Here is a 25079-nt window from a genome sequence, read left to right on the forward strand (position 1 = left end):
CTACGCTCCGTAGGGAATTTCACCCCAGCATTAGAACATGCCCGTCATACCACAAAAAAATAAAGCCACTAGGGCTTTATCTTTACTTAAATTAAATTTTAAATTTTATAATCTCTCATATTTCTTCCGGCAATGGCAACTGTTGATGCATTGTGAAGGAAGGCTGAGCGAGTGTTTGTCACATAACCTAAGACTCCAAGAATAATTAGGGCTCCATTAAAGGAAATAATTTCTCTGTAATTTCTGTGGATTCTTCCTTCAAGAGCTCTTGCAATTTTTATTACGTCGATGAGTTCCTTTAGCGAGTCAGACTTAATAGATATGTCTGCAATTTCTTTTGCTATGTCTGCACCTTCATGCATTGAGATTCCAACATCTGCTGATGAAAGAGCGATGGAGTCATTGATTCCGTCTCCAATCATAACTACAGTTCTGCCTGCTTCCTTTTCCCTGTCTACATAATTTTTCTTGTCTTCTGGTAAGACTTGTGACTCGTAATAATCAAGTTCAAGTTCTTCTGCCACAGCTCTAGCAGAGTTTTCTGCGTCGCCAGTTAGCATTGCAATCCTAGTGAAGCCAAGTTGTCTTAGGGCATCAATAGTGAATTTTGCATCTTCACGTACTGGGTCCTTGATACAAATTACTGCAATTAGTTTGTCATCAAAGGCAAGGTATAAAAGTGAGTAGTCTTCCTTTAACTCTTCAATTTTATTTTCTTGTTCCTTGTCGATTTGGATCTTTTCATCTTCAAGTATGAAGTGAGCAGATCCTATTAAGGCAGGTTTTCCTTCAATTGTTGATTTTATTCCATGAGCCACAATGTACTCTGGTTTTGAGTGCATTTCTTCGTGCTTTAGGTTCTTATCCTTAGCAGCCTTTACAACTGCATTGGCAATTGAGTGTGGGAAGTGTTCTTCAAGACAAGCTGCAATTCTTAAACATTCGTCTTCATCGTGGTCGTAGAAGGCAATTACCTTCTCAACTTTTGGTTCTGACTTTGTAAGAGTTCCTGTCTTGTCAAAGACTATGGAGTCAGCGTGTGCCAACTTTTCAAGATACCTTCCACCCTTTACAAGAATTTCCCTTTCTGATGCCGATGAGATTGCCTTCATTGTTGCAATTGGCATTGTAAGTTTAAGGGCACAAGAGAAGTCCACCATTAGGAAGGACTTGGCCTTGATAAAGTTCCTTGTCAAAAGATAAGTTATACCAGCTCCAAGGAAGGAATATTTTACAATTGAATCTGCAAGAGATTCTGCCTTCTTTTCTGCAAGAGACTTATTCTTTTCACTTTCTCCAATTAATTCTATTATATGATTGATTCTTGAGTCGTCATATTTTTTGGCAGTCCTTACTAAAAGAGCTCCCTCTTCTAGGGCAGTGCCTGCAAAAACAGTCTTGCCTTCGGTCTTCTTAACGGCCAGAGACTCACCAGTTAGGGAGGCCTCATTGACCATACCGTAACCTCTTATTATTTCTCCATCAACAGGAATAGTTGAACCCATATTGACTTCAACGAGGTCACCGATTTCAACCTCTTCAAGCTTCTTCAAATACTTCTTGTCTCCATCAACTACAAAGACCTTGTCAACATTTAACTTTAGGGACTGAGCCAAGTCATCCTTAGACTTCTTTAGTGTGTAGTCTTCTAGTTCTTCGCCAAGTTCTAGCAAGAACATAATATTACCTGCATCACCAAATTCTCCACCTAGTATAGATACACCAATTGCTGTTGCATCAAGAAGGCTCACGTCAAGTTTTCTATTCTTAAGGCTCCTTAAGCCAGCCTTGATGTAAGGAATTGATTTTATAATTACGCCAATTGGTCTCAAAGGCATTGGCAGAATTTTTGTAAAGAAAATCCTCCTGTACATGGCGTCTCGCAAGATGTGAAATACTTCCCTATTGTTTTGTGGGACAAAGTCAGGATCATCGACTTCAAAGTCATCTAAGTCACTTAAGTCGAAGTCCAAGATAAATCTTGCAATCTTTGGAAGAAATTTTTCTTCATAAGATACTGTTATTGAATTGGCAAGGGGAGAAATTTTACAAAACTTAACTCCCTCAAGTTTTTCAATTTTGTATTTTAATTTATTAACATTGGATTCTGGTAGGACCCCTTCATAAGTGAAACGAGCCCTGCCTAGAGTCCTGCTAGCAATAGAAGCAATCATTTTAGTCTTCTACTTTTTCTTCAACAACTTCTTCAACAACTTCTGCTTCAGCAACTTTTTCTATGTCTACTTGAGCCTTTCTTTCAGCTTCTTTCTTTTCGTCTTCTGCCTTTTTAATTTTTGCTTCAGCAAGAATGTCTTCACTTGTAACTTTTACTGTTTCAAGGTTCTTGTCGATGCCTTCTTTGATTTTTAATCCACCAGCAACTGTGTTAACTGCTAATTTTTTTGCAGTTTCTGATGTAAGAATTTTTCCACCAAGAGCACCTGCTACTAAACCTAAACCTAAATTAATTAATTTCTTATTCATTATAAAAACCTCCTAAATTTTTTCTTCGCCTTCATTATACCCAATAATCTATAAATTACAATCATTTTTTTAAAAAAATTTTTTTATTTATCAAAATTTCAAACTAAATTTTCAATAATATAGTGATATTCAAAATCAATTATTTACTAATTTATAACTACTCAAAAGAAATCTTAATATTGTTAAAGACTTCTCCTTTGATTTTGATTACATTTATCATCAATAGTCATTATAATATAAATTGATTTTCGATTTCAATTTTGAAACTCTTATAATTTCTCAAAGCCTGTATTGTTTTAAGCCCTATTAAATTGACTTAAGAAGTCTTTCTTATAGAGAAAGTTTACTTGTAATAAAAAACCTATAAGAGTTGATTTTTTAAACCAACCCCTATAGGTCAATTGAGTTTATTTTATTAAAAGTTTTTTTTAATTTATCGCTTTTACTTTTTTAATAGTAGTTCAAAGCTAGTACCTTGACCAAGTTGTGAAGAAATTTTTACCTTGCCTCCAATGTTTTGCAAGATGTGTTTTACTATTGAGAGGCCAAGACCTGTTCCACCAACTCTACGTGACCTTGACTTGTCCACCCTATAAAATCTTTCGAAGATCCTTGCAAGGTCTTCTTGTGGAATTCCAATTCCTGTGTCAGCAATTACAATCTTGTAGTCTTTTTCTTCTTCAGAAATTTTTATGTCTAGCCTTCCCCCCTCCTTGTTGTACTTAAGTCCATTGTTGATTAAGTTGGAGAAGAGTTCCCAGATCATAGTCCTATTTTCAAAGACAGTACCAAGACCTTCAAAGTTAACTTCAAGATTTTTTTCTTCAATTAAGTTTTCATATCCCTTAAGGATTTCAGAAATTATTTCTCTCAGGTCAACTTCTTCCTTGTCATAGTCTCCTGCATTTTCAAGTCCAGAAATTTTCATAATGTCTTCAACAAGACTTAGGAGTCTCTTGGAGTCGTCATAAATTAATTTATAGAAGGCTTCCTTGTCCTTGTCTTCTACCAAGTTGTTTACAAGAAGTTCTGAAAAACCAGAGATTGATGTCAAGGGAGTCTTTAACTCGTGACTGACATTTGATGAGAACTCTTCACGAAGTCTTAGAGCCCTAATCTCTTCTGTCTCATCAATGAAGAGGATCAAAAGTCCCCTCACCCTCTTGTCTTCATAGACTGGATTGACATAGCACTTGTAGTCCCTGTCGCCAATTCTTGTTATGGCTTCGATGCTCTTACCCATAAGGGCATGGTCAGTCATTTTTAAAATTTCTTCATCTCTTATTAGGTTAATAATATTTTCTCCAAGGATTTCTCTCTTGGATTTAAAAATTTCTTTCGCAGAGTCGTTTACTGCCAAGAGGTTTTTATTTTCGTCAACAATAACAAGGGACTCTCTCATATTTTTTAGGATTGTATTAATTGTGTCCCTTTCTCTTGCAATCTCCTTGTAGTTTTCATCTATAGTAATCTTTTGTTTTTTTATCCTATTGATGAAGGGACTCAGCTCTGGAAAAATATTTGTGTCGATACTAAGTAGGTCTTCTTCAAGATTGTTTAGTGGGTCAAAGGTCTTTTTTGTTAAGGTCTTTGAAACTAGGGCTGCCACTATAAAAATCACTAAAGACATTAAGATGTCAAGGGGAAGAACCTTGGTAAAGGCACCAATTAGGTTGTCCATCTCTCTCGAGATCCTAATCATATTTCCATCATCGAGCCTTAGGCTGACATAGTAAAGGTCCTTGGAAAGTGTCTTGGAATATCTTTCCACTTGAGCATAGCCAAGTCTTTTTGCTTCAATTACTTCTGGTCTATCCTTGTGAGATGGTAAGAGCTTTACATCCTTCTTTGAATCGTAAAGGACTTGTCCATCATCTCTTATCAAAGTTATCCTAAAGTCTAATTTTTTGTTTGCAAGTCCTTCTAAGTAGGCAAGATCATCTTCATGCTCATTAAGACTTTCCCCCATGGTCATGACGATGCTTCGCAAGTCCTCGTTGGACCTCTTGGCATAGCCAGAGTAAAAAATAAACATAGATGCCACAGTTGATAAAAATAAGGTCAAGAGGGCAATGCCAAGAAGGTATCTGAAAAATCTTTTCTTCATCTTATTCCTCCTTGGTCATCATATAACCAATTCCCCTAATAGTTTTGATGCAGACTCTCTTGTTGCCAAGCTTGTCCCTTATTAATTTTATGTGCATATCCACTGTCCTAGTTTCTCCCTCATAATCATAGCCCCATATTTCTGTTAAGAGCTTCTCACGAGAGATAACTATGTCCTTATTTAAAATCAAGTATTTTAAAACCTCATACTCCTTTAAGCTGAAGTCAACTTGAACTCCATCAATTGTAACGGACCTGTTCTTGTCCTTAATGACAATGCCATTGTAGTCCAGGACTCCCTGGTCAACAATTTTTTTGCCAGCACGTCTTTCCACTGCCCCAACTCTTGATAAGAGTTCCATGACAGAGAAGGGCTTCTTGATGTAGTCGTCTGCTCCCTCATCAAGGGCTGAAATCACATCGTATTCTGACGTCTTGGCAGTAATCATTATGACCCAGGTGTCAGAAGTGTCTTCTCTTGCCCTAAGTCTTTTTAGAATTTCAATCCCATCTATGTCTGGAAGCATTATGTCAAGGAGGACGAGGTCAGGTTTTCTTTCGTCAAGAGACTTGAAAAAGTCCTTGCCCCTTTCAAAGGCCCTAACCTCATATCCCTTAGTCTTTAGGGAGTATTCAATTAATTTTAAAATAGATGTATCATCTTCAACGAGATAAATTAACATAAAATCATCCTTATAAATTTTTGATTTCTTCTTAAGTTCTTGAACCTTCTAGAGTAAAAATTACCCAGTCAGCAATATTAACTCCATGATCAGAAATTCTTTCCAGATACTTGGCAATCATTATAAAATCAATGGCAACTCCTGGGTCAAAATCTGACTTAATTATATCAATTAATTGGTCTCTTATCATTACAAAATACTTGTCGACCACGTCGTCTTCATGGTCAATTTTCTTCGCAAGATCAAGATCTAAATTCACAAAGGAATCAATGGACCTGTTTAACAAGTTCACTGTTGTCTCAGCCATCTCTTTAATAAGTGCTAGGCTTGACCTGTCGCAATCATCAGGCAGTCCCATGCAAATTTCTGCAATGTCTCTTGCGTTGTCCCCAATTCTTTCTAGGTCTGTTATCATCTTCAAAGCAGAAGATACCATCCTAAGGTCACTTGCTGCAGGTTGTTGCTCTACAAAAATTTTAAGACATTGGTTTTGAATAATTTTTTCATATTGGTCTGTTCTCTTTTCGTCTTGGATGACATCTTCTGCAATATCCTTATTCTTTTCATCTAAAAGTGAAATTGCCTTTTTAATTGCAGATTCATTTAGGCTTGCCATCTCCAAGAGCAAGTCGTTTAAGTGTCTTAATTCTTCATCAAATCTTTTTCTCATTAGCCGAACCTTCCTGTTACATACAATTCAGTTTTTTCTTCCCTTGGGTTTGTAAAGATGTCCACAGTCTTTCCCTTCTCAACAATTACTCCATTTAAGAAGAAGGCAGTCTGATCAGATATCCTCGATGCCTGTTGCATGTTGTGAGTTACCATTACAATTGTGTACTTGTCCTTTAGGTCTTGGGCAAGGTCCTCAATCTTTCCTGTGGAGATTGGGTCAAGGGCAGATGTTGGTTCGTCCATTAGTATTACTTCTGGATTAACTGCAAGAGCTCTTGCTATACAAAGCCTTTGTTGTTGCCCACCTGATATGGAAAGGGCAGACTTCTTTAAATCATTTTTTACTTCATCCCAAATGGCAGCTTGCTTAAGTGATGACTCGACAATCTCATCAAGCTCAGTCTTGTTTTTTATCCCATGAGTCTTTGGTCCATAGGCAATGTTTTCGTAGATACTCATTGGGAAGGGGTTGGGTTGTTGGAAGACCATACCCACTCTCTTCCTAAGTTTATTTACATCATAATTCTTGGCGTAGATGTCTTCGCCATCAAGTTTTATTTCTCCATCAATCTTACAGCCAAGGACTAAGTCGTTCATCCTATTTAAGCATTTTAATAGGGTAGACTTGCCACAACCTGATGGTCCAATGAAGGAAAGAATTTCCCTTTCCTTTATGTCTAAGTTTATCTTGTGAAGGGCTTGGAAGTCTCCATAGTAAAGGTCCAAGTCCTTAAGGCTCATTTTTGTATTCATTATTCAACCTCACTAAGTTTGTTTGCAAGTTTTGTAGAAGACCAGTTAATAATTAAAACCAAAATCAAGAGGACCATACCAGTCGCATAGGCTTCTCCAACGTGCTTGCCTTCTGATGAAAGGACGTACATGTGAAGGGCAAGAGTCCTTGATGATGATTTAATAGATGTTGGAAGTGATGTTGCTGTCCCCAGTGTGTACATAAGGGCAGCAGTTTCTCCAACTACACGACCAACAGATAAAATTATGCCTGATAAGATTCCTGGTATTGCTATTGGCAAGACAACCTTAAAGATTGTCCTAAGCCTACCTGCACCAAGGGCAAGTGATCCTTGTCTCACTGATGGGTGAACTGACTTTAAAGCTTCTTCTGTTGACCTAATAATAATTGGCAGAATCATAATAGAAACTGTTAGGACACCAGAAATTATTGAGAAGCCCATTTTCAATTTTAGTCCAAAGAACAACATCCCAAAAAGTCCATATACAATAGAAGGAATACCTGCAAGAGTTTCTGTTGCAAGCCTAATTGCCCCTACTAATTTATTTTCCACCCTAGTGTACTCAACTAAGAAGATGGCAGTAAAGATTCCAATAGGTGACGCCAATAAAATTGAAAGGACAACTGTTAAAAGTGTTGTTAAAATGGCAGGACCCATGGAGAGATTTTCTGTTGAATACTTAAGTGATAGCATACTTGGTTTAAAGGACATTGCTCCCTTTACTACAACAAACAAAACTATAAAGACTAGGACCCCAAGAGTCATAGCAGAAAAAAGTCTTGTACTTATTTTGTAAAAGGACATCTTGCCAACAAAGTGAAGTCCAAGAATTGAAATTATAAAGAGGCCCAAAAGACCTAGGACAATTATTTTAGTCATTTTTTTCTCTCCTATTTTTAACTATGAAGAAGCTTGTGTTTATAATTAGGATAAAAATAAATAGGACTCCTGCTGTTGCTATTAGGGCTTGCCTGTGGTCGCCAGCAGCATAGGCCATTTCCATAACAATATTTGTTGTCATAGTTCTAATTCCCTTGAGAGGGTTTAGTGTAAGTCTTGTTTGATTACCAGCAACTAGGATTACTGCCATAGTTTCGCCAATGGCACGACCAATGCCAAGGATTATCCCAGCAAAGATTCCTGATCTTGCAGCAGGTATCATTACCCTTGTTATAGTTTCATCGTGAGATGCACCAAGAGAAAGTGATCCTGAGTAGTAAGACTTTGGCACTGTCCTAAGTGATGCCTCTGCCATAGAAATTATTGTTGGTAGAATCATTATTAAAAGCAAGATTGATGCACTTAAAATATTCATCCCATCTCCACCAAAAATATGTTTATTAATAGGCACAATAATTGTTAGGGCAAAGAAACCATAAACAATTGATGGAATCCCTGTCATTAAATTGAGTCCTGGCTTTAAAATCTTGTAAAACTTTTTGGGACAGTCAAAGGCCAAGTAGGCTGCCACCATAATGGCAACTGGCACTGCTCCCAAACAAGATAGGGCTGTAATAATTATTGAGCCAAGTATCATTGGTAAGATTCCATAAGTTGGTGGTTGATTCATAGGTGCCCAAGAGTCATTAAAGATAAAATCCTTCATTCCCACCTTGCCAAAAAATCCTATTGAATCCTTGAAGATAAATAGACAAATTAGGAGTAAGAAGAAAATTGAAAGTACAGAACAAAGTAGGAAGAAGTACTTAGATACTTCTTCCCACAAAAATGTCCTGGTCCACTTTTCATCCCTAGGTACCTTTACATTAATATTTTCCATTTTATTTCCTTTGCATTTTATTTTGCAAGATCTGACCAATCTTTTAATTCTCCAGTAAAGATTTTTTGTAGCTCATCCATAGTTACATCTTCTGCAGGATTTTCCTTGTTTACGATAACTGCGATACCGTCTCTTGCGATAACAGTGAAGTCAAGAGCCTTCTTTTCTTCGTCCTTAAGTTCTCTTGATGCCATACCAATTTGTGCAGTTCCTTCCATTGCAGCAGTCATACCAGCTGATGAACCATTAGATTGGATATCAATTGTAACCTTAGGGTTTTTAACCTTGTAGGCTTCAACAAGTTTTTCCATGAGAGGAGTTACAGAAGTTGAACCTGCAATAGTTAACTTTGCATCGCTGTCAATTGGTGCATAAGTTTCACCCTTTGCATCGCCAACATAACCTTCCTCTTCACAAATCTTTTGTCCTTCATCAGACATTACAAACTTAACAAGGTCCATAGATTTTTCATCTAGGTCTTTTTTGTAAGCAAGGTTAAAAGGTCTTGCAAGCTTATAAGTGTTTGCCTTAATATTTTCTGGAGTCGCTTCAACTCCTTCAAGCTTTAGAGCCTTAACATCATCATTTAAAGATCCAAGAGAAATATAACCAATGGATGCAGGGTCATTTTGTACTGCTGTGAGAACTGCATCAGTAGAAGATTGAACAGCAGCTTCTTCATAGGTCTTGTCAGTTTCCTTGTCGCCATCCTTAACAAGAACTCCAGTTAATTCAGTGAAGGCTGACCTTGTACCAGAACCCTGTTCCCTTGTAATAACATTAATTCTTCCAAGAGCCTTGCCTTCATCTTTTCCACCAGCATTAGCTGTGGCTTCTTCCTTTTTGTTTCCTCCACAAGCAACAAGACTTGCACCAAGGGCAAGAACAACGGCAAGCTTACCAAAACTTTTTAACTTCATTAATTTTCATCCTTTCAAAATTGATTTATTTTTTATTTCATGGTCATTATAGTTTTGCTTTGTAAATTGCCAAGAAGTCTTTTGTAAATTTTGTGTAAATTATTTTGAATTTTTAAATGCAAGAAAAAATTTTGATAAATGCTCAATAAAAAAGAGACTCGAGTTAACGAGTCCCTTAGTGTCCTTCATAAACAAGCTTATTAAATTTTAATACTTATCCATATAATATGAAGATCCTACCTTTTTCCAAGATAATTTTGTATAAGAGTTTTCAAGATAATACTCTCCAGCAAGAGATTCAGAATTCATACCTTCGAAATATCCTTTTTCTCCATAAGTGCTATGTGACTTTTCTACTACCAAGGCATTTTTATTCTTATCGTAGTATCCATATTGTTCTGTAAAGTACTCAGAATTTTTATCTGAACCTAATATTACTCTATTAGTAAGTTTATATCTACCATTGCCTAGACTTGTAATATATGTGTACCTATCTGTAGGGTAGGTAACTCCATTATCATAATCATTATAACCACCAGGACCATACCATGAACCTACAAGAATATCATCTGTTGATACAACGTAGTATGCATCCTTAAGTTGTTTTTCCTTTGCTACATTAGTTTTTGGAGCTTTAACATACTTTACTTCTTCCTTCGGTTGAATATATTGAGTCTTATAAGTTGTTACTCCATATTTGGAAACTCCACTTACTCCATAATCGTAGAAGTCATCGTAAACTACATTTACAAGTTCTTTTATTGATCCAAATCTAGTTACATTTCCATTTACATCCATTTTATATGTTGCAATATTAATTGTATATTCAGAAATAACAGTTTCTTTCTTTTCATAATAATATACAACTTTATAGAAGGCATTGTACTTTGGATTGTCCCCAATATAAACTGCCCTATAATCGCTAGAATAATCTACCTTTTCTCCAAAGGCTTCAGCAATGGCTCTTAGTGGTACGAAAGTTCTGTCGTCTCTTATTTCTGCTGGAGCATCTAAAAGAACTGCCTTTCCATTTACCATCATTTTATTTGAACCTATAGTAAGTTCAACTGTAGTGCCGTCACTTGTCATTGTTACCTTTTTATTGGCTCCGTCCCACTTAACATCATAGCCAAGTTCTTCAGCTATAAATCTTATAGGCACATAAGTCCTAGAATTTTTAATGTAAGGGTAGACATCACTGTAAACAATGTGGTCATTTACAATAATTCCATTTAAAGCTATATCTCTCTCCTTATGTCTCACAGCAAAAACATTTACTGTTGAGAGTAACATTACAAGAGATAAAAATAAAATAAAATATCGTTTCGTCTTTTTCATAATTTCTCCTTGTCTATAATAAATATAGGTTAACGTTTATCTATAACTCAATTGTATAGAAGTCATAACTTTATGTCAACACGCTACTAGGTTAAATTTGCAATAAAAAAAGACGCCTGATAGCGTCCACTAAAGAAAAGCAGCAAACCCTTCGATTTGCCGCTTTAACCTATCGAGATAAATTTTCGAATGATGCATTCATCATAAGTTTTTTATCTTGAATTTTTCGTCATCACTATTCCTTCTATGAAGCCAATCTTCCATATAAAATCCTACCAAAACGACAGCCTGCAATAACGAAGAAAAAGCACCAAAATTCACTGAAAATGGTATGGCTACAGCAATCGTAATAATCCAAACTGCACCAGGTATAATCCATTTATTTGCTTTTCTGCTTTTACCAACGTAAATTTCAAGTCCAGCTAAAACAATACCTATCACCAAGTAAAGAAGCAATAACTCTCTACTCATCCGCTTCCCTCCTTTCATTGTATTTATCAATCAGTTTCTTCGTAGTCTCATAATCATATTTATCTTGCAGAGCTAAAGACTTAATGAACTTCACATATGCATCTTCATCCACATCCATAAGCTTTACCTTTTCAATTAACTGATTGAGATTATTCCTGATTATGTGATAGGAACTATCGTAATAGTTAGCCATGCTCTTCAATGATCCAGATGATAAAATGAACTGCTTAATAAATGCTATTTCATTATCATCGAGATTAAATATCCAATCATTCTCCATTACAATACTCCTTTCTCTTTTATATTAACTTATTTTCTAATAATATTCAATATTAATCTTCTACTTTTTAATTTTATTCGACTATCAATTTAATTTTATTTTGAAAAAGTGTACAACAATAACCCAAACATAAAAAAAGAGCTAGTCTCCTAACTCTTTAGTCTTCTATTAAAAATCCAAGCTCGCCCAAGACAACTTCTATTTCTTCCATGACTTCTTCGTTCTCTGCTACTACTGTGTGGTAGTGGACCCCACCAGTTAAGACGTCAAGGGGTTTGGACTTTTCTTCATTCATCTTTTCTAAAAATATTTTTACATCTCTTCGCGATGAACAATTTAAATCTTTCTTTATCTCACCATAAACCTTGTGATGAACCATGACGTCCTTAACAAGTCCACCCAGATCAACAATGGCTTCTAATTCTTTCTTTATGTCCTTGTCACTGTGCTTTACCTTAAAAACTTTTTGGGTCCTGGCTTCGTTGAGATAGTAGCCCCTATTAGTTGAGACAATATCCTTGCCACTGGCTCTGAGTATTGCCATATCTTGGACTATAACCTGCCTTGTGACATCAAACTTTTTTGCCAAATTTTCTCCAGACATAGGTTTTTGACTTTCGTATAAAAATTTTAACAAGTCTTCTCTTCTTGATTTTGGATCCAACATATCTCCCTCAATAGATTTTCAAATTTTTCATGGATAGGTCAAGGACTCCTGCCCCATAAGTGATTGCACCTGAAGAAATATAATCAATGTCTAGGTCCCTATAAGAATTAATATTTTCAAGTTTGACATTGCCCGAGCACTCAATAATGGCTTTCTTATTAATTATCTTGCAGGCTTCTTTTATCTCTTCTATATCCATGTTGTCTAACATTATTATATCAGCTTTTGCCTCTAAGGCTTCCCTCACTTGGTCAAAATTTTCTACTTCAACTTCAATTTTCTTTACAAAGGGATTTAGGGTCCTCACTTGTTCAACTGCACTTGTTATTCCACCAGCCGCATCAATGTGGTTGTCCTTTAGCATAATCCCATCAGATAAATTGTACCTGTGGTTGTAACCTCCACCAAGTGTCACTGCATATTTTTCAAAAACCCTCATATTAGGTGTGGTCTTTCTTGTGTCAAGAATTTTTACATGGTCGCTGTCAAGGGCATCAACCATTTTCTTTGTGTAAGTTGCAATCCCACTCATCCTTTGCAAGAAGTTTAGAGCTGTCCTTTCCCCCTCTAAGATTGCCTTGGCACTTCCACTTATTTTTCCAATTAAATCCTTATTATTAACCTCATCGCCATCAGAAAAATAAAATTCAAAAGTCACTCCATCATCTAAAATTTTAAAGACCCTCTTAAAGACATCGAGACCTGCAAGTATACCCTTGTCCTTGGCAATTAAATTTACCTGAGCCCTTTCATCTCTTAAGATGGCTTCTGTTGTAATGTCGCCACTTGTCAAGTCTTCCCTTAGAGCTGCAAGTATATACTTGTCAATTAAGATTGGCTTTAGCTCTCTCATCTTCTCTTATCCTTTCAAAAATAATTTTTTTCTTATCTTCTCCATCAAGATCTTTTGTGTCAATTGTAAAGTCTATTTCTTTTTCTTCAAGTTTATTTTCATTTAAGTAGTCTGCCAAAATTATTCCAAAGACTAGGCACTCTAAGAGTGAATTGCAGGCAAGTCTATTGGAACCATGAATACCAACATTGCCAGCCTCACCAACAACAAAGAGTCCCTCTAGGTTAGTCCTACCTTCGATGTCACACTCTATTCCTCCCATGGTGTAGTGTTGGCAGGGAACTATTGGAATGTTTTCGTATCTAGGGTCTATGCCTCTTGCTTTTAACTCATCAAAAATCATTGGAAATCTCTTGGGAATTCTTTCTTCTCCAAGGGGCTTCATTGATAAAAATTCAAAGTCTACTCCTTCTCTTTCCATTTCATTTTTTATGGCGCCTGCTACTATGTCTCTTGGCCTCATTTCATCTGTAAATCTCTCGTCCTTGTGGTTAAGTAGGACTGCACCTTCTCCCCTTGCAGATTCAGAAATCAAAAATTGCCTTTCAACTCCCTCTTCATAAAGAGATGTTGGATGAAATTGAATGTAGGAAATGTCCTTAAGCTTGACTCCATTTTTTATGGCCATGGCAAGTCCGTCACCACAAATATGTGGGAAGTTCGTGGACTTGTCAAAGAGTCCACCAAGTCCACCAGTTGCAAGAACAACATTAGTAGAGATAAAGACTTCATCAAGGGACCTTGCACCATAGCACTTGCCATCTTTTACAATAAGATCGACTATGGGAGTGTCTTCAAATATTTCTATGTTTGGTCTTTCCCTTAGTCTTTTATAGAGGACATCTAAGATTCCCTTGCCAATTTCATCGTCAATGTGAAGTCCCCTCGATGCAGAGTGACCTCCTTCTCTTGCGTAATCAAGTTGACCATTTTTCTTTGTGAACTCAACTCCAAGATCAATTAGAAAACCAATTGCCTCTTGTGACTTGTCCACCATAGTCTCAACGGATTTCAAATTATTTTTGTAGTGGCCTGCCTTCATGGTGTCCTCAATAAAAACTTTCCTGTCGCCTTCATCTCTTAATACATTTATCCCACCTTGGGCAAGATAAGAGTTTGAATCTTCAAGCTTCTTCTTTGTTACAAGACCAATCTTATAATCTTTACTTAACTCTAGGGCTGTGCTGACACCAGCAAGGCCTGAACCAACAATTAAAACATCAAATTTTTTCATCTTATGCACCTAACTCCAACATTTTTTCAAGTGGTTTCAAAGCCCTCTCTCTAATTTCTCTTGGGACCTCCACTTGATTTTTATTTTCTTCTAAGATCTCAATGATCTTATCTACACTTAACTTTTTCATGTCACTGCAAATTGGTCCCTTGGAAAGCTTTCTAAAGTTAACCTCTGGATATTTTTTCTTTAACTCAGTAAAAATTCCTTCTTCAGTGACAACTAATACATCATCATACTTTCCTGCTTCATTAATAATGGCTTTTGTAGATCCAATGAAGTCAGCAAGGTCCAAGACCTCCTTCCTACATTCTGGATGAGCCAAAATTTTTACCTTGCCCTTGTAGGCCTTCACATCTTCAAGGTCTATCTCATCGTGAACAGGACAGTAGCCATCATTTAAAATAACATTTTTATCTGGCAAGGATTTTTTGATATAAGCTCCAAGATTTTTATCTGGAACAAAAAATATATTCTTTTCTTCTAACTTATTTACAATCTTTGCAGCGTTAGAAGATGTTACACAAATATCTGAATAAGCCTTAATCTCTGCAGTAGAATTTATGTAAGTCACAACTGCAAGCTCTTCATACTTATCTCTCATCTTCTTAATTTTTTCAATGCTTACCATGTGGGCCATGGGACAATCTGCTCCAAGGTCGGGCATCAAAACATTCTTGCTTGGATTTAAAATCTTAACACTTTCTCCCATGAAGTAAACTCCTGCCATGACTATAGTGTCTTCTTTTAATTCTGTAGCCTTTTGAGCCAAGAAAAAAGAATCTCCTATGTAGTCAGCCACAGCTTGAATCTCTTCATCAACATAAAAGTGTGCAAGTATAACAGCATCCCTCTCTTTCTTTAATTTTTTTAATATTTCAATTTTTTCTTCCAAAGTTAAATTTTCTAAATTTTTCAATTTCACCAATCTCCTAATAAATTTTGCTTAAAATTATATTACAAAGAAGTAGACAGGACAAGTCAAGTGTATATACACTAAGCTTCTCTTACTTAAAAATTTAAATTTATTTGCTAAGTCTAACAACTAAAATAAGTTTCCACTAAAAAAGCAAGTGCCATTTAACACTTGCTCTTCTCTATAAATTTTATTCGTTTGACTTCAACGCGTCTAAGGCCTTTATCTTCTTTATCCTGTAGTGGAAGATTATCATTATTAATGTGTTTACAAGGGCTGTTATTATTCCTGCCAGGATGAAGGGCCTTGGGCTCAAGTCTTCTGGCAGCATTGCCATAAAGGGAACTACCCTTTGTAGGACTGAGTAGTGGAGGATTTTCCCCACGAAGAGTCCAATGAGTATTCCAATTATTGCCAAGATATAGGTTTCCTTGTAAATGTATGATGTTGTCTCTCTTGGATAGAAGCCAAGGACTTTTATTGTTGAGACTTCTCTTATCCTCTCTTCGATGTTTATATTTGTGAGGTTGTAGAGGACAACTATTTCCAAAATACTTGTCACTATTAGAATTATGATCTCAATCTTAGTTATTGAAAACAAAAATTGATTTAAGATGTCCTTCATGTCGTCAACATTTCCTATGTTAAAGACGGACTTCTTTTCTATTGTTGACTTTATAAAGGAATCTTTGTCAAAGTTACTTGGAACTTTTATGAGGTCGGTGTTGGCCTTGAAGTCTGATCCAGTTACTTTTTCAAAGTAGTCCTTGTCCATGTAGATATTGTGGCCTATATAAAATTCACTGATGCCAGCGACTTCTACTTCGAAGTCATTTCCATAGACGTCACTTATCTCTAGTGGGTCGCCAACTTTTAATTTTTTAAGTTTGGATAATTTTTCTGTTATTATGACTCCCCTCTTTGGAAGTTCTAATTCTTTCTTTGTGTCCTTATCAAAGAGTGACACATACTTTTTGAAGTCTTCCTTGTCACTTGGGACTATTACATTAACTGCTTGATCGATTTCATCGTAGTCCACAGTGAATAATTCTTCATAGACTTCTGTATAGGATAAATTTTTCCCTTGGAGAGATTTTTTATACTTTTCAAAGGAGCCTTGGTCAAGGTCTCTGTCGTAAAGGACAGATATGTCGTACTTCAAAATGTTTTTAAATTGTAGGGGCTCAACGTCCTTTACTGATTCGGCAATTCCAAATCCAAGGACTAAGAGGGCGGCACAACCTAGGACTCCCACCACTGTCATGAACATCCTCTTCTTTGACAAGAATAGGTTTCTTGCTGTTACCTTTGATAGAAAGCTCATCCTGTTCCAAATAAAGGGAATTTTTTCCAAAAGAATTCTGTTTCCCTTGGCCGGTGCCTTTGCCCTCAAGAGGTCGGCTGTCTTTTCTTCCAAGTTTTTATTTACACTTATCATGGCAGCCACGCTGGTAAATAAAAATCCCATGACAATGGCAAATATAACTCTTAGAGGGAAGATGCTTATCAACAATTTGTTTTCAAAAATTGTCTTTGTTGAGTAGGCATTCCCAATTATATAGGTCAAGAGGTAAGACCCAGTAATTGCTCCCAGAGTCCCCCCTATTAAGGATGCTAGGGACCCATAGAGGAAGAACTTCTTTCCAATTTCTCTATTGGTGTAACCCAAGGCCTTGTAGGCTCCAATGATGAGTCTGTTTTCATCCACCATCCTAGTCATTGTTGTGAAACAAACTAGGAGGGCTATTGCAAAGAAAAATATTGGAAAGATAAGTGATAGGCCGTCAACTCTCTTCGCATAATCAAGATAGGTGTTGACGCCTGTTTCTAAGTGCCTTGGTGTGATTGTATAACGAGGTTGCTTGATTAGGCTAAGGTACCTTCTTCCATCAGCAATCTTTCCTCTTGCATCAGAAATTTTTTCTTCAGCCTCTTGGGACTTGTCTTGGTATTCATTTTCGCCCTTTTTCAAATCTTTTTCTGCCTTGTAAAGCTTTGACTTGGCATCATTTAGTTGTTTTTTACCAGTTTTTAGTTCCTTATCAAGTCTTTCTTGACCCCTGTCTAGCTCATCTCTTCCAGACAAGTATTTTTCCTTGGCTCTTGAAAGTTTCTCCCTGCCTTCAACGTAGTCATTGTACTTTTCCTCGTATTCTTTCTTGCCAGACTCGTAGTCAGCAGTCCCCTTATTTAATTTTTCTTCAGATTCATTTAGTTTATTTTTTGCCTTGTCTAATTCTTCTCTGGCTTCTTGAAGTTTTCTCTTGTTTTCCTCGATTTCACCCTTGTTCCTGGCATACTCAGCTTCTCCCTTTTCTGCCTCGGCAATTCCTTCTTCAAGTTGCCTCTTTCCATCTTCTATTTGCTTCTTGCTGGCATCAAGAGTGGCCCTGCCTGCTACAAGTTTCTTTTCATTTTCTTGGATAGCAGCAATCCCAGCCTTGCCTTCTTTTAATTTTGCCTTTAAGTCAGCCAAGTTGCCAGTGATTCCACCTGGGACTTCCTTCTTGATCTCTTCCATGGCCTTGTCGATTTCTTCTTTCGATGTCTTTAGGAAGTCTAACTTTCTATTTAAGTCAGCCTTATTTTTTTCCAGTTCTGATTTTTTCCCTTCAAGTCCAACAATTTGTCCCTCTATATTTTTTCTTTCTTCATCTGACAGGTCAGGACTATTTAGAGAATTTTTTAAAGCAGAAAGCTGACTATCAATTTGGGAAATACCACTATTTACTTGGCTTATTTGGGAAGAAGTTTTTGCAATTTCATTTTCTATGGAAGGGAGTTTTTTAACTAAGTCTTCTCCACTTTCCAAAGCCTTGTTAAGGGCATAGATTTTTTCTACCGCATCTTCATAGGAAGAAGCTCCCATTTGGGCAACTAATTTCTTTTTGCCAGCCTCAAGTTGAGTCATCCCAGCTTGGTATTCTCTTTCTCCCTCTTCATACTTTTTCATACCCTCAGCAAGTTTTTTCCTCGATTCCTCTATCTTATTCCATCCATAATCAAGTTTTTTTCTTCCGTCAGCTAGTTGGTCCTCTCCCTGCCTTAGGGCTTTTTCTGAAGCTTCAACTTCTCCAAGTCCCTTTTGATACTTTTCCTTGCCTTCTGTAAGCTTCTTTCTTCCAGAATTTAATTCAGACTTGGCATGGTCAAGTTTCTTCTTACCATCATTTAATTTTTCGTAACCATCAATTAACTTTCTTTCACCATCATCTATTTCCACAGATGCCTTGTAAAGTTTATTTCTGTTTTTGGAAATTTCTGACTCTGCCTTGCCCTTTTCCTTATTGTACTTATCAAGGCCCTTCTTGTAGTCAGACTTACCCTTGTTTAAGTCTTCTCGACCCTTGACTAGCTTGTCCCTTGCATCAGACAACTTAGTTTCTGCATCGCTAATCTTGTCCTCTGCATCGGTGATCTTACCAGAAATTTCTCCCTGGATGGAGGCAAGTCTTTCCTTGGGCCTAGACTTCAAGTCAATTTTTAGAGTCCTCTTCTTCTTGTCCATGTAGTCAACATATTTCTTATCTGCAGTATTTAAGCCTTCAGTCCCCAAAAACTTTATCTTGGCAAGAGTTGGATCCCCAGAGAAGTTTCCATCGTCGATGTAGGCAAAATAAGAAATCTTACCATAACCTCTTTCTGAATAGGCTGTATTGTTCTCTTGAAGAAAGTCCAAAGAATTTGCAAAGCCAACTACCTTAAAGGAAAGTCTCTTTAGGGTCTTACCCTCATCCTTGTCCTTGTCTTCCTTAAATCTTATTGTGTCCCCAATTTTGCTCCCAGTTCTTTTCATCCTGGCATCCAAAATAATTTCATCAGGACCCCTAAGCTCTCTTCCCTCAATTATTTCTGGCTTGGAAATTTCATAGGGCATATTTAAAACTTTTATAACAGTTGGATCGCCAGCAAGAAAGACATCCTTGTCGTAGCCATACTCCAGCTCCTTGATGTCATCCTGGTCCTCAATAATTTGTCGGTCTTTATCTTCAAGTCCAATGGGAACGGAAATCTTTATGTCCTCTTGATTTAATTTTTCAATTTTATCATCAATTGTCTTCCTCATAATCTTGCCTGTGGAAATAAGTCCAATCAAGACAAAAACTCCGAGAAAGACAATTATCATTATTGAGATAAATCTTGGAAGAGAATTTTTTATCTCCCTGAGATTATCCTTGTCGCGAGCTTTCACACTCCACCTACCATTCTATATCCATAATGTCCCTTGGCTTGTCGTTAACAAAAATATCCTTGACCTTAGCATCAGAAATTTCAATTAGCCTGTCCGCTGAATTTTTAATTGCAGAGTTGTGGGTTATAAGGACCACAGTGGTGTCTGTTGTCCTCGTAAGGTCCTGCAAGAGTTTTAAAATTTGCTTACCAGTCTTGTAGTCAAGGGCACCTGTTGGCTCATCACACAATAAAAGCTTGGGATTTTTTGCAATGGCACGAGCAATTGAAACCCTTTGTTGCTCTCCACCAGATAATTGTGATGGGAAGTTATCCATCCTCTCGCCTAGGCCCACAGACTTTAAAACTTCAACTGGGTCCTTAGCATGCTTTACAATTTGACTGGCAAGCTCAACATTTTCAAGAGCTGTCAAGTTTGGAATCAAATTGTAAAATTGAAAAACAAAGCCCATATCGTAACGCCTATAAGTAGTAAGTTCTCTTTCACTATACTTTGCAATATTTTTCCCATCAACTAAGAGGTCTCCAGAAGACGCTGTGTCAAGACCTCCCAAAATATTTAGAAAAGTTGACTTGCCTGCACCTGATGCACCAAGAATAATTGCAAACTCATTTTTTTCTATTTCAAAATTTAATTTATCATTAGCCATAACAGACCTTTCACCAATTGTGTAAACTTTTGAGAGGTCTTTAACTTCGATAAAAGCCATAATATCACCTAGGCTTATTATATCATTAAAAGCTAATAAGATAATTAAAAATAAAAAAACGCCCATGACTGAGCGTTAATTAATAATTTATTTTCAATTTACTTGAAAAATATTCCAACTATTTTATCATCCTTATTAAAACTTACCCTAAAAAGGACATCCTTCTTTTCATACTTGACCTTTTGTAAAATAGTAGAATAACTTGTTCCTGAATTCTTATCCTCTTCATAGATTCCCTTAGCATCACCAAACTCTACAAATTTTCCATTTTTTTCAAGATTTTTATAGCCTTCTTCCAAAATTTCTTTTTTAAATCCCAGTGATTTTTCTGTCAAATCAATAAATTCATCTGTTTTTCTCTCATTGACTAAACTTATTGCAGCTTGAGCTTCTTTTTGATACTTATTAAAATCCTCATCTGACATTTTTTTAGTCTTAGAACCACAGGCAACCAAAAGTAATACAAGAGCTGTTAAAGTTAAAATTTTAAATTTTTTCATTCCTATTCCCTCCTAAGTTAATTTTAAAAATGAAAATTAAGATAAATATACAAATCAAGGTCCAAATTCCGTACAAAATCAAATTGCTAAATCCAAAAGTATTCTTTAATATTATAAAATAATCAAAAAAACCATGTAATAAAATCGCTAGAATTAAATATCTGTATTTTTCCATTCTGTTAAATCCAAGCCATATTAACACAGTCATACCAATATGAAAGATCACCGCTAACAATCTTTCATATAATCCTAAAAAAATTTCAGAACTAGTCATTAAGTTTAGGTTGCCAGAACTCACAAGAATAACAAACATTGCTTCAATAAGCCCATGACCTAACCCAAAAATAATTGCATCTGACTTGCTGTTACTTTCCTTTAAAAACTTATCCCTAAAAATAAATCTTCCGCCCTCTTCAAAGAGCCCAGCACTCAGGGTGATTAAAAATCCATATAATAGTGGATAAAAACTTTGAAAGTTGTTGATCCATAAATTATTATTTAATAATTTTAGGAGAGGCAATCGCAAGCACAGCTGTGATAATGCAAAACATATCATTCCTAGCAAAAATAATTTGAAAAATTTTTTCACAATTAAAGCCCTTTCTATTTAGATATCTATCTAAATAGAATTTTATCATCATTATTTATTTTGTCAATAAAATTTCTTTAATTGTAAATGCAAAATAAAAACGCCCATGACTGAGCGTTAATTAATAATTTATTTTCAACTTTTAATTTTCAAAATTTAATGAACTTCCTAGCAATTAATTTTTATTAAAGCACAAGTTATTAAAAATTAATACATCGTTGCTTGGCGAAGTCTCTTGTCTACTTCTCTCTTCTTCATTGTCTCTCTCTTGTCCCAAAGCTTCTTACCCTTTGCCTTGGCAATTAAGACTTTGACTCTTCCCCTCTTTAGATAAACTTTTAGGGGAATGATTGTGTAGCCCTCTTGGGTTTTAACTTTTTCTAGACGAAGGATTTCTGCCTTGTGCATCAAAAGTTTTCTCTTCCTCATGGGGTCAACATTGTAAATATTTCCCTGCTCGTAGGGTGAAATGTGCATGCCTGATACAAAAATTTCTCCCTTGTTGATGTCGCAGTAGGCATCCTTGATGTTGACGTGGCCTGCCCTTATGGACTTGACCTCAGTCCCCACAAGTTCAATACCTGCTTCATAAGTATCCTCGATAAAATAAAGATGGCTGGCTTTTTTATTGTTTGCTATTGCATCGTTTTTTTCCTTACTCATCTTCATCACCTACCATTTTAAAATCAATCTTGCCCATAATGAGGTCAACATTTGCAACTTTTATTGTAACGTCATCGCCAATGTGGAATTCTTTTTTTGTCCTGTAATCAATTGCCCTGTAGTTGTCTTGGTCGAATTCGTAGTAGCCATCCATTGACCTGTAGCCCACAAGTCCTTCGATTAGGTTGTCAAGTTCCACAAACATTCCAAAGTTTGTGATAGATGAAACCCTACCCTTGTAGACTTCTCCAATTCTCTCAGACATATATTCAGCCATCTTAATGTCTTCCACTTGTCTTTCAGCATCTTGGGCAACTTTTTCTGTCTTAGAAACTTGCTCTGCTATGTCAGGCAATATTGCCTTTAAGTTTGTAATGTCGCCCTTGGATAATTTGCCTTGGATCTTCTTCTTTATAATCCTGTGGATGGTGAGGTCGGCATACCTTCTTATTGGTGAAGTGAAGTGGGAGTAGTGGTCAAATGCCAAACCAAAGTGGATGTCGTTTACTGCAGAGTACCTCGCCTTTGCCATAGACCTTAGGGTCATAGTGGAGATAAACATCTCTTCCTTAGTCCCCTTTGCCTTTTCAAGTACCTTTTGTACATCTCTTGGCTCAACTTTTTCATCAAAGTTAATCATGTAGCCAAGAGGTCTCAAATAGGAGTTGAGTTCTGAAATTTTTTCATCCTTTGGTCTCTCGTGAATCCTGTATAAAAATGGAATTTTATTAAAATAATATTCCTTTGCCACACAGACATTTGCCATTAACATAAAGTCTTCTATGAGCTTGTTAGCAGATCTCCTATCTCTCTTGTGGATATTTTGTGGCCAACCTCTATCATCAACTTCAATGATAACTTCTGGTATGTCAAAGTCTATGGCACCGCCCTTTTCCCTCTTGTCTTCCAAGATTTTTGCAAGTTCATACATCTTGTCTAGGGTTTTCTCAAGCCCCTTTAGGGATGGATGAGAAATATTTTTTTCTAAGTAGTCAGACACATTTTCATAAACTAGCCTTCTCTTAGAATTGATTACAGACTCAAGGATTTCATATTTTACTACTTCGCCCTTCTTGTCAATTTCTGCAAGGACAGATAGGGTCAACCTATCTACACCTTCATTAAGGGAACAAATTCCATTGGAAAGTTCAAAGGGCAACATGGGTATGACCTTGTTTAAAAGGTAAACTGAGTTTCCCCTCTTGAAGGCCTCTTCATCTAGAGCTGAATACTCTTCAATATAATGGGCAACATCTGCAATGTGAACTCCTAAGACGTAGTTGCCATTTTTTGCAACTTCAAGTGAAACTGCGTCGTCAAAGTCCTTGGAGTCGGCACCATCAATTGTAAAAGTCATAAGATCTCTTAAGTCTCTTCTGCCCTTTAAGTCATCTTCATTAACTTCTTGTGGAATACTCCTTGCTTCAGATAGGGCAGCCTTAGAAAATTCCATTGGAAGGTCTAGACCTGCAGCTACAGAAAGAATATCAACATCGGGGTCTTCTGGATAGCCCAAGACTTCTACTATTCTTCCCTCAGGCTTTTTATTTGCCTCTGGCCATTTTTCTATTTTTACAACAACCTTTTGACCATTTTTTGCCCCCTTAAATTTCTTCTTAGGAACGTAAATGTCCATTGCCATCTTGCTCTCATCAGATACAACGAAGCCAAAGTCCTTTTTGTTTTGAAAGACTCCAACAAATTTGCTGTTAACTCTTCTCACAATGGATAGGACTTTGCCCTCTGGCTTGTCGCCAAAGGAGTCCCTATATCTTCTGACGATGACTTCGTCGCCATTTAAAGCATCCATAAGGTTGTTTCTTGATATATAAATATCTTCGTCAAGATTTTCGCTTATTAAAAATCCAAAACCCTTGGCATTTGTTTGAAGTTTTCCAAAAAAGAATTTGTCATTGTCCACAAGTCTGTACTTCTTCCTGTGGTCCATAAAAATTAGGCCCTCTTTTTCGAGTTCCTCAAGGATCCTATTAAATTCTTTTTTCTCCTTGCTTTTTATTTTGAATAATCTGGCAAGTTCATCCTTTGTCCTTGGCTTTGACTTTTCAATAAGTTCTAAAATCTTTTCTTTAATCATTAAATCTTTGCTCCATAACTTGTCATATTAAATAAATTTGAATCAATTGAATAGTTATTTGCAGCTCTCTCACTATGTCTTTCCTTGCCAAGTTCAATTAGTCTTGTGATTAAATCCTTAATCATAAGTCCATCAACCTCGTAAAGGTAGAAGGCAATAGAACCTGGGAGGGTGTTGATTTCATTTACATAGGCCTTGTCGCCATCAACAAGGAAGTCAATCCTTGCCACACCTGCACCATCAATTGCTGAGAAGGCTTTTTTTGCAAGTTCTTTAATTTCTTTTTCAAGTTCTGGCTTAAGTTCTGCTGGAAGTTTTTTGTTTTGGTGCTTTTGAGATGACTTAGCTCCCTTTGAGCCAGAAACATATTTATCTTCATACTTTAAAAGGTCCTTAAATCCAAGAGGTTCTTCTGCTGCAGAAACCCTTAGGTCATTTTCGTAACCAAGGACTGCAACGTTAATTTCTCTTGGATTTACAACAGCTTCTTCAACAATAATTTTTCTGTCGTAGTGGGCTGCAACTTCTAGAGCTTTTGAAAGGTCAAGGGCATTTTCTACTCTTGAAATCCCTATTGATGAGCCAAGATTTGCTGGCTTAACAAAAAGTGGAAAGTTTAAGTCCTTGCACTTTTCTATAAGACCTTTTAGGTTTTTAAGTTCTTCCCTATAGAAGTACTTGTATTTTGTCATTGGAATATTTTCTGATTCAAAGACCTTTCTCATAGTAACCTTATCCATACCAACAGCAGCAGACATAACGCCACAGCCAGTGTAAGGCATCCCCATAAGTTCAAAAAGTCCTTGGGTACATCCATCTTCTCCAAAAGTTCCGTGTAGGGCAAAGAATATTGCATCAATTTTTTTGTAAACTTCTATTGAATCGTATTCTGCCTTAAAAAGTTTCTTTGGATTGTGCTTTACATAGTATAAGTTTTTGTTGCCATATTCTGGCTTGAAGAAAACTTCTACCCCATCGTGAAAGTCTTGGTCCTTGTAAGACTTAAAGTTCTTTAAGCTTTCTCCTGACAAAAACTTGCCATCTTTTGTAATATAAATTGGAATAGGATTGTATTTAGACTTATCCATATTTTCAATAACTTGCATTCCTGTAATAACAGAAACTTCGTGTTCAACGGATCTTCCACCGAAGATTACACCTATATTTTCCAT

The 25079-nt window shown here is 36.4% G+C and carries 23 protein-coding genes; all 23 read right to left on the reverse strand.

All coding sequences use genetic code 11. The features are described from left to right. Positions 1-98 precede the first annotated feature (98 nt). Positions 99-2174 carry a heavy metal translocating P-type ATPase gene (locus tag HMPREF1864_RS02650; protein ID WP_062571300.1) on the reverse strand — a complete coding sequence of 692 codons (2076 nt, stop codon included), beginning with the start codon at positions 2172-2174 and terminating at the stop codon, positions 99-101. A gap of 1 nt (position 2175) precedes the next feature. Continuing rightward, positions 2176-2484: a DUF6110 family protein gene (locus HMPREF1864_RS02655; RefSeq protein ID WP_062571301.1), complete on the reverse strand. Its 309-nt coding sequence runs from the start codon at positions 2482-2484 to the stop codon at positions 2176-2178. A 442-nt stretch (positions 2485-2926) separates the two neighbouring features. After that, entirely contained in the window at positions 2927-4591 is a 1665-nt protein-coding gene (locus HMPREF1864_RS02660) for a sensor histidine kinase (RefSeq protein WP_062571302.1), read from the reverse strand. Position 4592: 1 nt separating this feature from the next. Then, on the reverse strand, positions 4593-5273 hold the full coding sequence (locus HMPREF1864_RS02665) for a response regulator transcription factor (protein WP_062571303.1): 681 nt from the start codon (positions 5271-5273) through the stop codon (positions 4593-4595). Between the two features lie 31 nt (positions 5274-5304). Further along, positions 5305-5943, reverse strand: a complete 639-nt coding sequence (gene phoU, locus HMPREF1864_RS02670) for a phosphate signaling complex protein PhoU (protein WP_062571304.1) — start codon at positions 5941-5943, stop codon at positions 5305-5307. Next, on the reverse strand, positions 5943-6698 hold the full coding sequence (gene pstB / locus HMPREF1864_RS02675; protein ID WP_062571305.1) for a phosphate ABC transporter ATP-binding protein PstB: 756 nt from the start codon (positions 6696-6698) through the stop codon (positions 5943-5945). Before pstB ends, phoU begins: the two co-directional genes overlap by 1 nt. Next, on the reverse strand, positions 6698-7579 hold the full coding sequence (pstA, locus tag HMPREF1864_RS02680; protein ID WP_062571306.1) for a phosphate ABC transporter permease PstA: 882 nt from the start codon (positions 7577-7579) through the stop codon (positions 6698-6700). Before pstA ends, pstB begins: the two co-directional genes overlap by 1 nt. Continuing rightward, on the reverse strand, positions 7572-8480 hold the full coding sequence (gene pstC / locus HMPREF1864_RS02685) for a phosphate ABC transporter permease subunit PstC (RefSeq protein ID WP_062571336.1): 909 nt from the start codon (positions 8478-8480) through the stop codon (positions 7572-7574). The genes pstA and pstC overlap by 8 nt, the downstream gene beginning before the upstream one ends. Before the next feature lie 17 nt (positions 8481-8497). Next, complete coding sequence (locus HMPREF1864_RS02690; RefSeq protein WP_062571307.1) at positions 8498-9400, reverse strand: substrate-binding domain-containing protein; 903 nt, start codon at positions 9398-9400, stop codon at positions 8498-8500. A gap of 207 nt (positions 9401-9607) precedes the next feature. Next, on the reverse strand, positions 9608-10738 hold the full coding sequence (locus HMPREF1864_RS02695; RefSeq protein ID WP_062571308.1) for a stalk domain-containing protein: 1131 nt from the start codon (positions 10736-10738) through the stop codon (positions 9608-9610). A 201-nt stretch (positions 10739-10939) separates the two neighbouring features. Continuing rightward, positions 10940-11209, reverse strand: coding sequence for a hypothetical protein (locus HMPREF1864_RS02700; RefSeq protein WP_062571309.1), 270 nt, complete (start codon positions 11207-11209; stop codon positions 10940-10942). Further along, a complete protein-coding gene (locus tag HMPREF1864_RS02705) occupies positions 11202-11489 on the reverse strand; it encodes a DUF2089 family protein (protein ID WP_062571310.1) in 288 nt (95 codons plus the stop codon). Before HMPREF1864_RS02705 ends, HMPREF1864_RS02700 begins: the two co-directional genes overlap by 8 nt. A 157-nt stretch (positions 11490-11646) precedes the next feature. Further along, entirely contained in the window at positions 11647-12156 is a 510-nt protein-coding gene (locus tag HMPREF1864_RS02710) for a transcription repressor NadR (RefSeq protein WP_062571311.1), read from the reverse strand. A 7-nt stretch (positions 12157-12163) separates the two neighbouring features. Next, positions 12164-13009 (reverse strand): carboxylating nicotinate-nucleotide diphosphorylase, encoded by an 846-nt coding sequence (nadC, locus tag HMPREF1864_RS02715; protein ID WP_062571312.1) that lies wholly within the window; start codon positions 13007-13009, stop codon positions 12164-12166. Next, positions 12981-14243, reverse strand: coding sequence for an L-aspartate oxidase (locus HMPREF1864_RS02720; protein ID WP_062571313.1), 1263 nt, complete (start codon positions 14241-14243; stop codon positions 12981-12983). Before HMPREF1864_RS02720 ends, nadC begins: the two co-directional genes overlap by 29 nt. Before the next feature lies 1 nt (position 14244). Beyond that, entirely contained in the window at positions 14245-15162 is a 918-nt protein-coding gene (nadA, locus tag HMPREF1864_RS02725; protein ID WP_062571314.1) for a quinolinate synthase NadA, read from the reverse strand. A gap of 187 nt (positions 15163-15349) precedes the next feature. Beyond that, entirely contained in the window at positions 15350-19351 is a 4002-nt protein-coding gene (locus tag HMPREF1864_RS02730) for an FtsX-like permease family protein (protein WP_062571315.1), read from the reverse strand. 7 nt (positions 19352-19358) lie between these two features. Further along, on the reverse strand, positions 19359-20060 hold the full coding sequence (locus tag HMPREF1864_RS02735) for an ABC transporter ATP-binding protein (RefSeq protein ID WP_062571316.1): 702 nt from the start codon (positions 20058-20060) through the stop codon (positions 19359-19361). 98 nt (positions 20061-20158) lie between these two features. Continuing rightward, complete coding sequence (locus tag HMPREF1864_RS02740; RefSeq protein ID WP_062571317.1) at positions 20159-20560, reverse strand: DUF3887 domain-containing protein; 402 nt, start codon at positions 20558-20560, stop codon at positions 20159-20161. Beyond that, positions 20547-21149, reverse strand: coding sequence for a YhfC family glutamic-type intramembrane protease (locus tag HMPREF1864_RS02745; protein WP_062571318.1), 603 nt, complete (start codon positions 21147-21149; stop codon positions 20547-20549). The genes HMPREF1864_RS02740 and HMPREF1864_RS02745 overlap by 14 nt, the downstream gene beginning before the upstream one ends. 207 nt (positions 21150-21356) lie before the next feature. Beyond that, the gene (smpB, locus tag HMPREF1864_RS02750) at positions 21357-21812 is read right to left on the reverse strand and encodes an SsrA-binding protein SmpB (protein WP_060799588.1); all 456 of its coding nucleotides are present in this window, start codon (positions 21810-21812) and stop codon (positions 21357-21359) included. Beyond that, positions 21805-23907, reverse strand: coding sequence for a ribonuclease R (gene rnr, locus HMPREF1864_RS02755; RefSeq protein WP_062571319.1), 2103 nt, complete (start codon positions 23905-23907; stop codon positions 21805-21807). Before rnr ends, smpB begins: the two co-directional genes overlap by 8 nt. Beyond that, a complete protein-coding gene (locus HMPREF1864_RS02760; protein ID WP_062571320.1) occupies positions 23907-25079 on the reverse strand; it encodes a D-alanine--D-alanine ligase family protein in 1173 nt (390 codons plus the stop codon). Before HMPREF1864_RS02760 ends, rnr begins: the two co-directional genes overlap by 1 nt.

The sequence above is a fragment of the Peptoniphilus sp. DNF00840 genome, assembly GCF_001553125.1.
In the GTDB taxonomy this organism is placed as follows: Bacteria; Bacillota; Clostridia; order Tissierellales; family Peptoniphilaceae; genus Peptoniphilus_A; species Peptoniphilus_A vaginalis.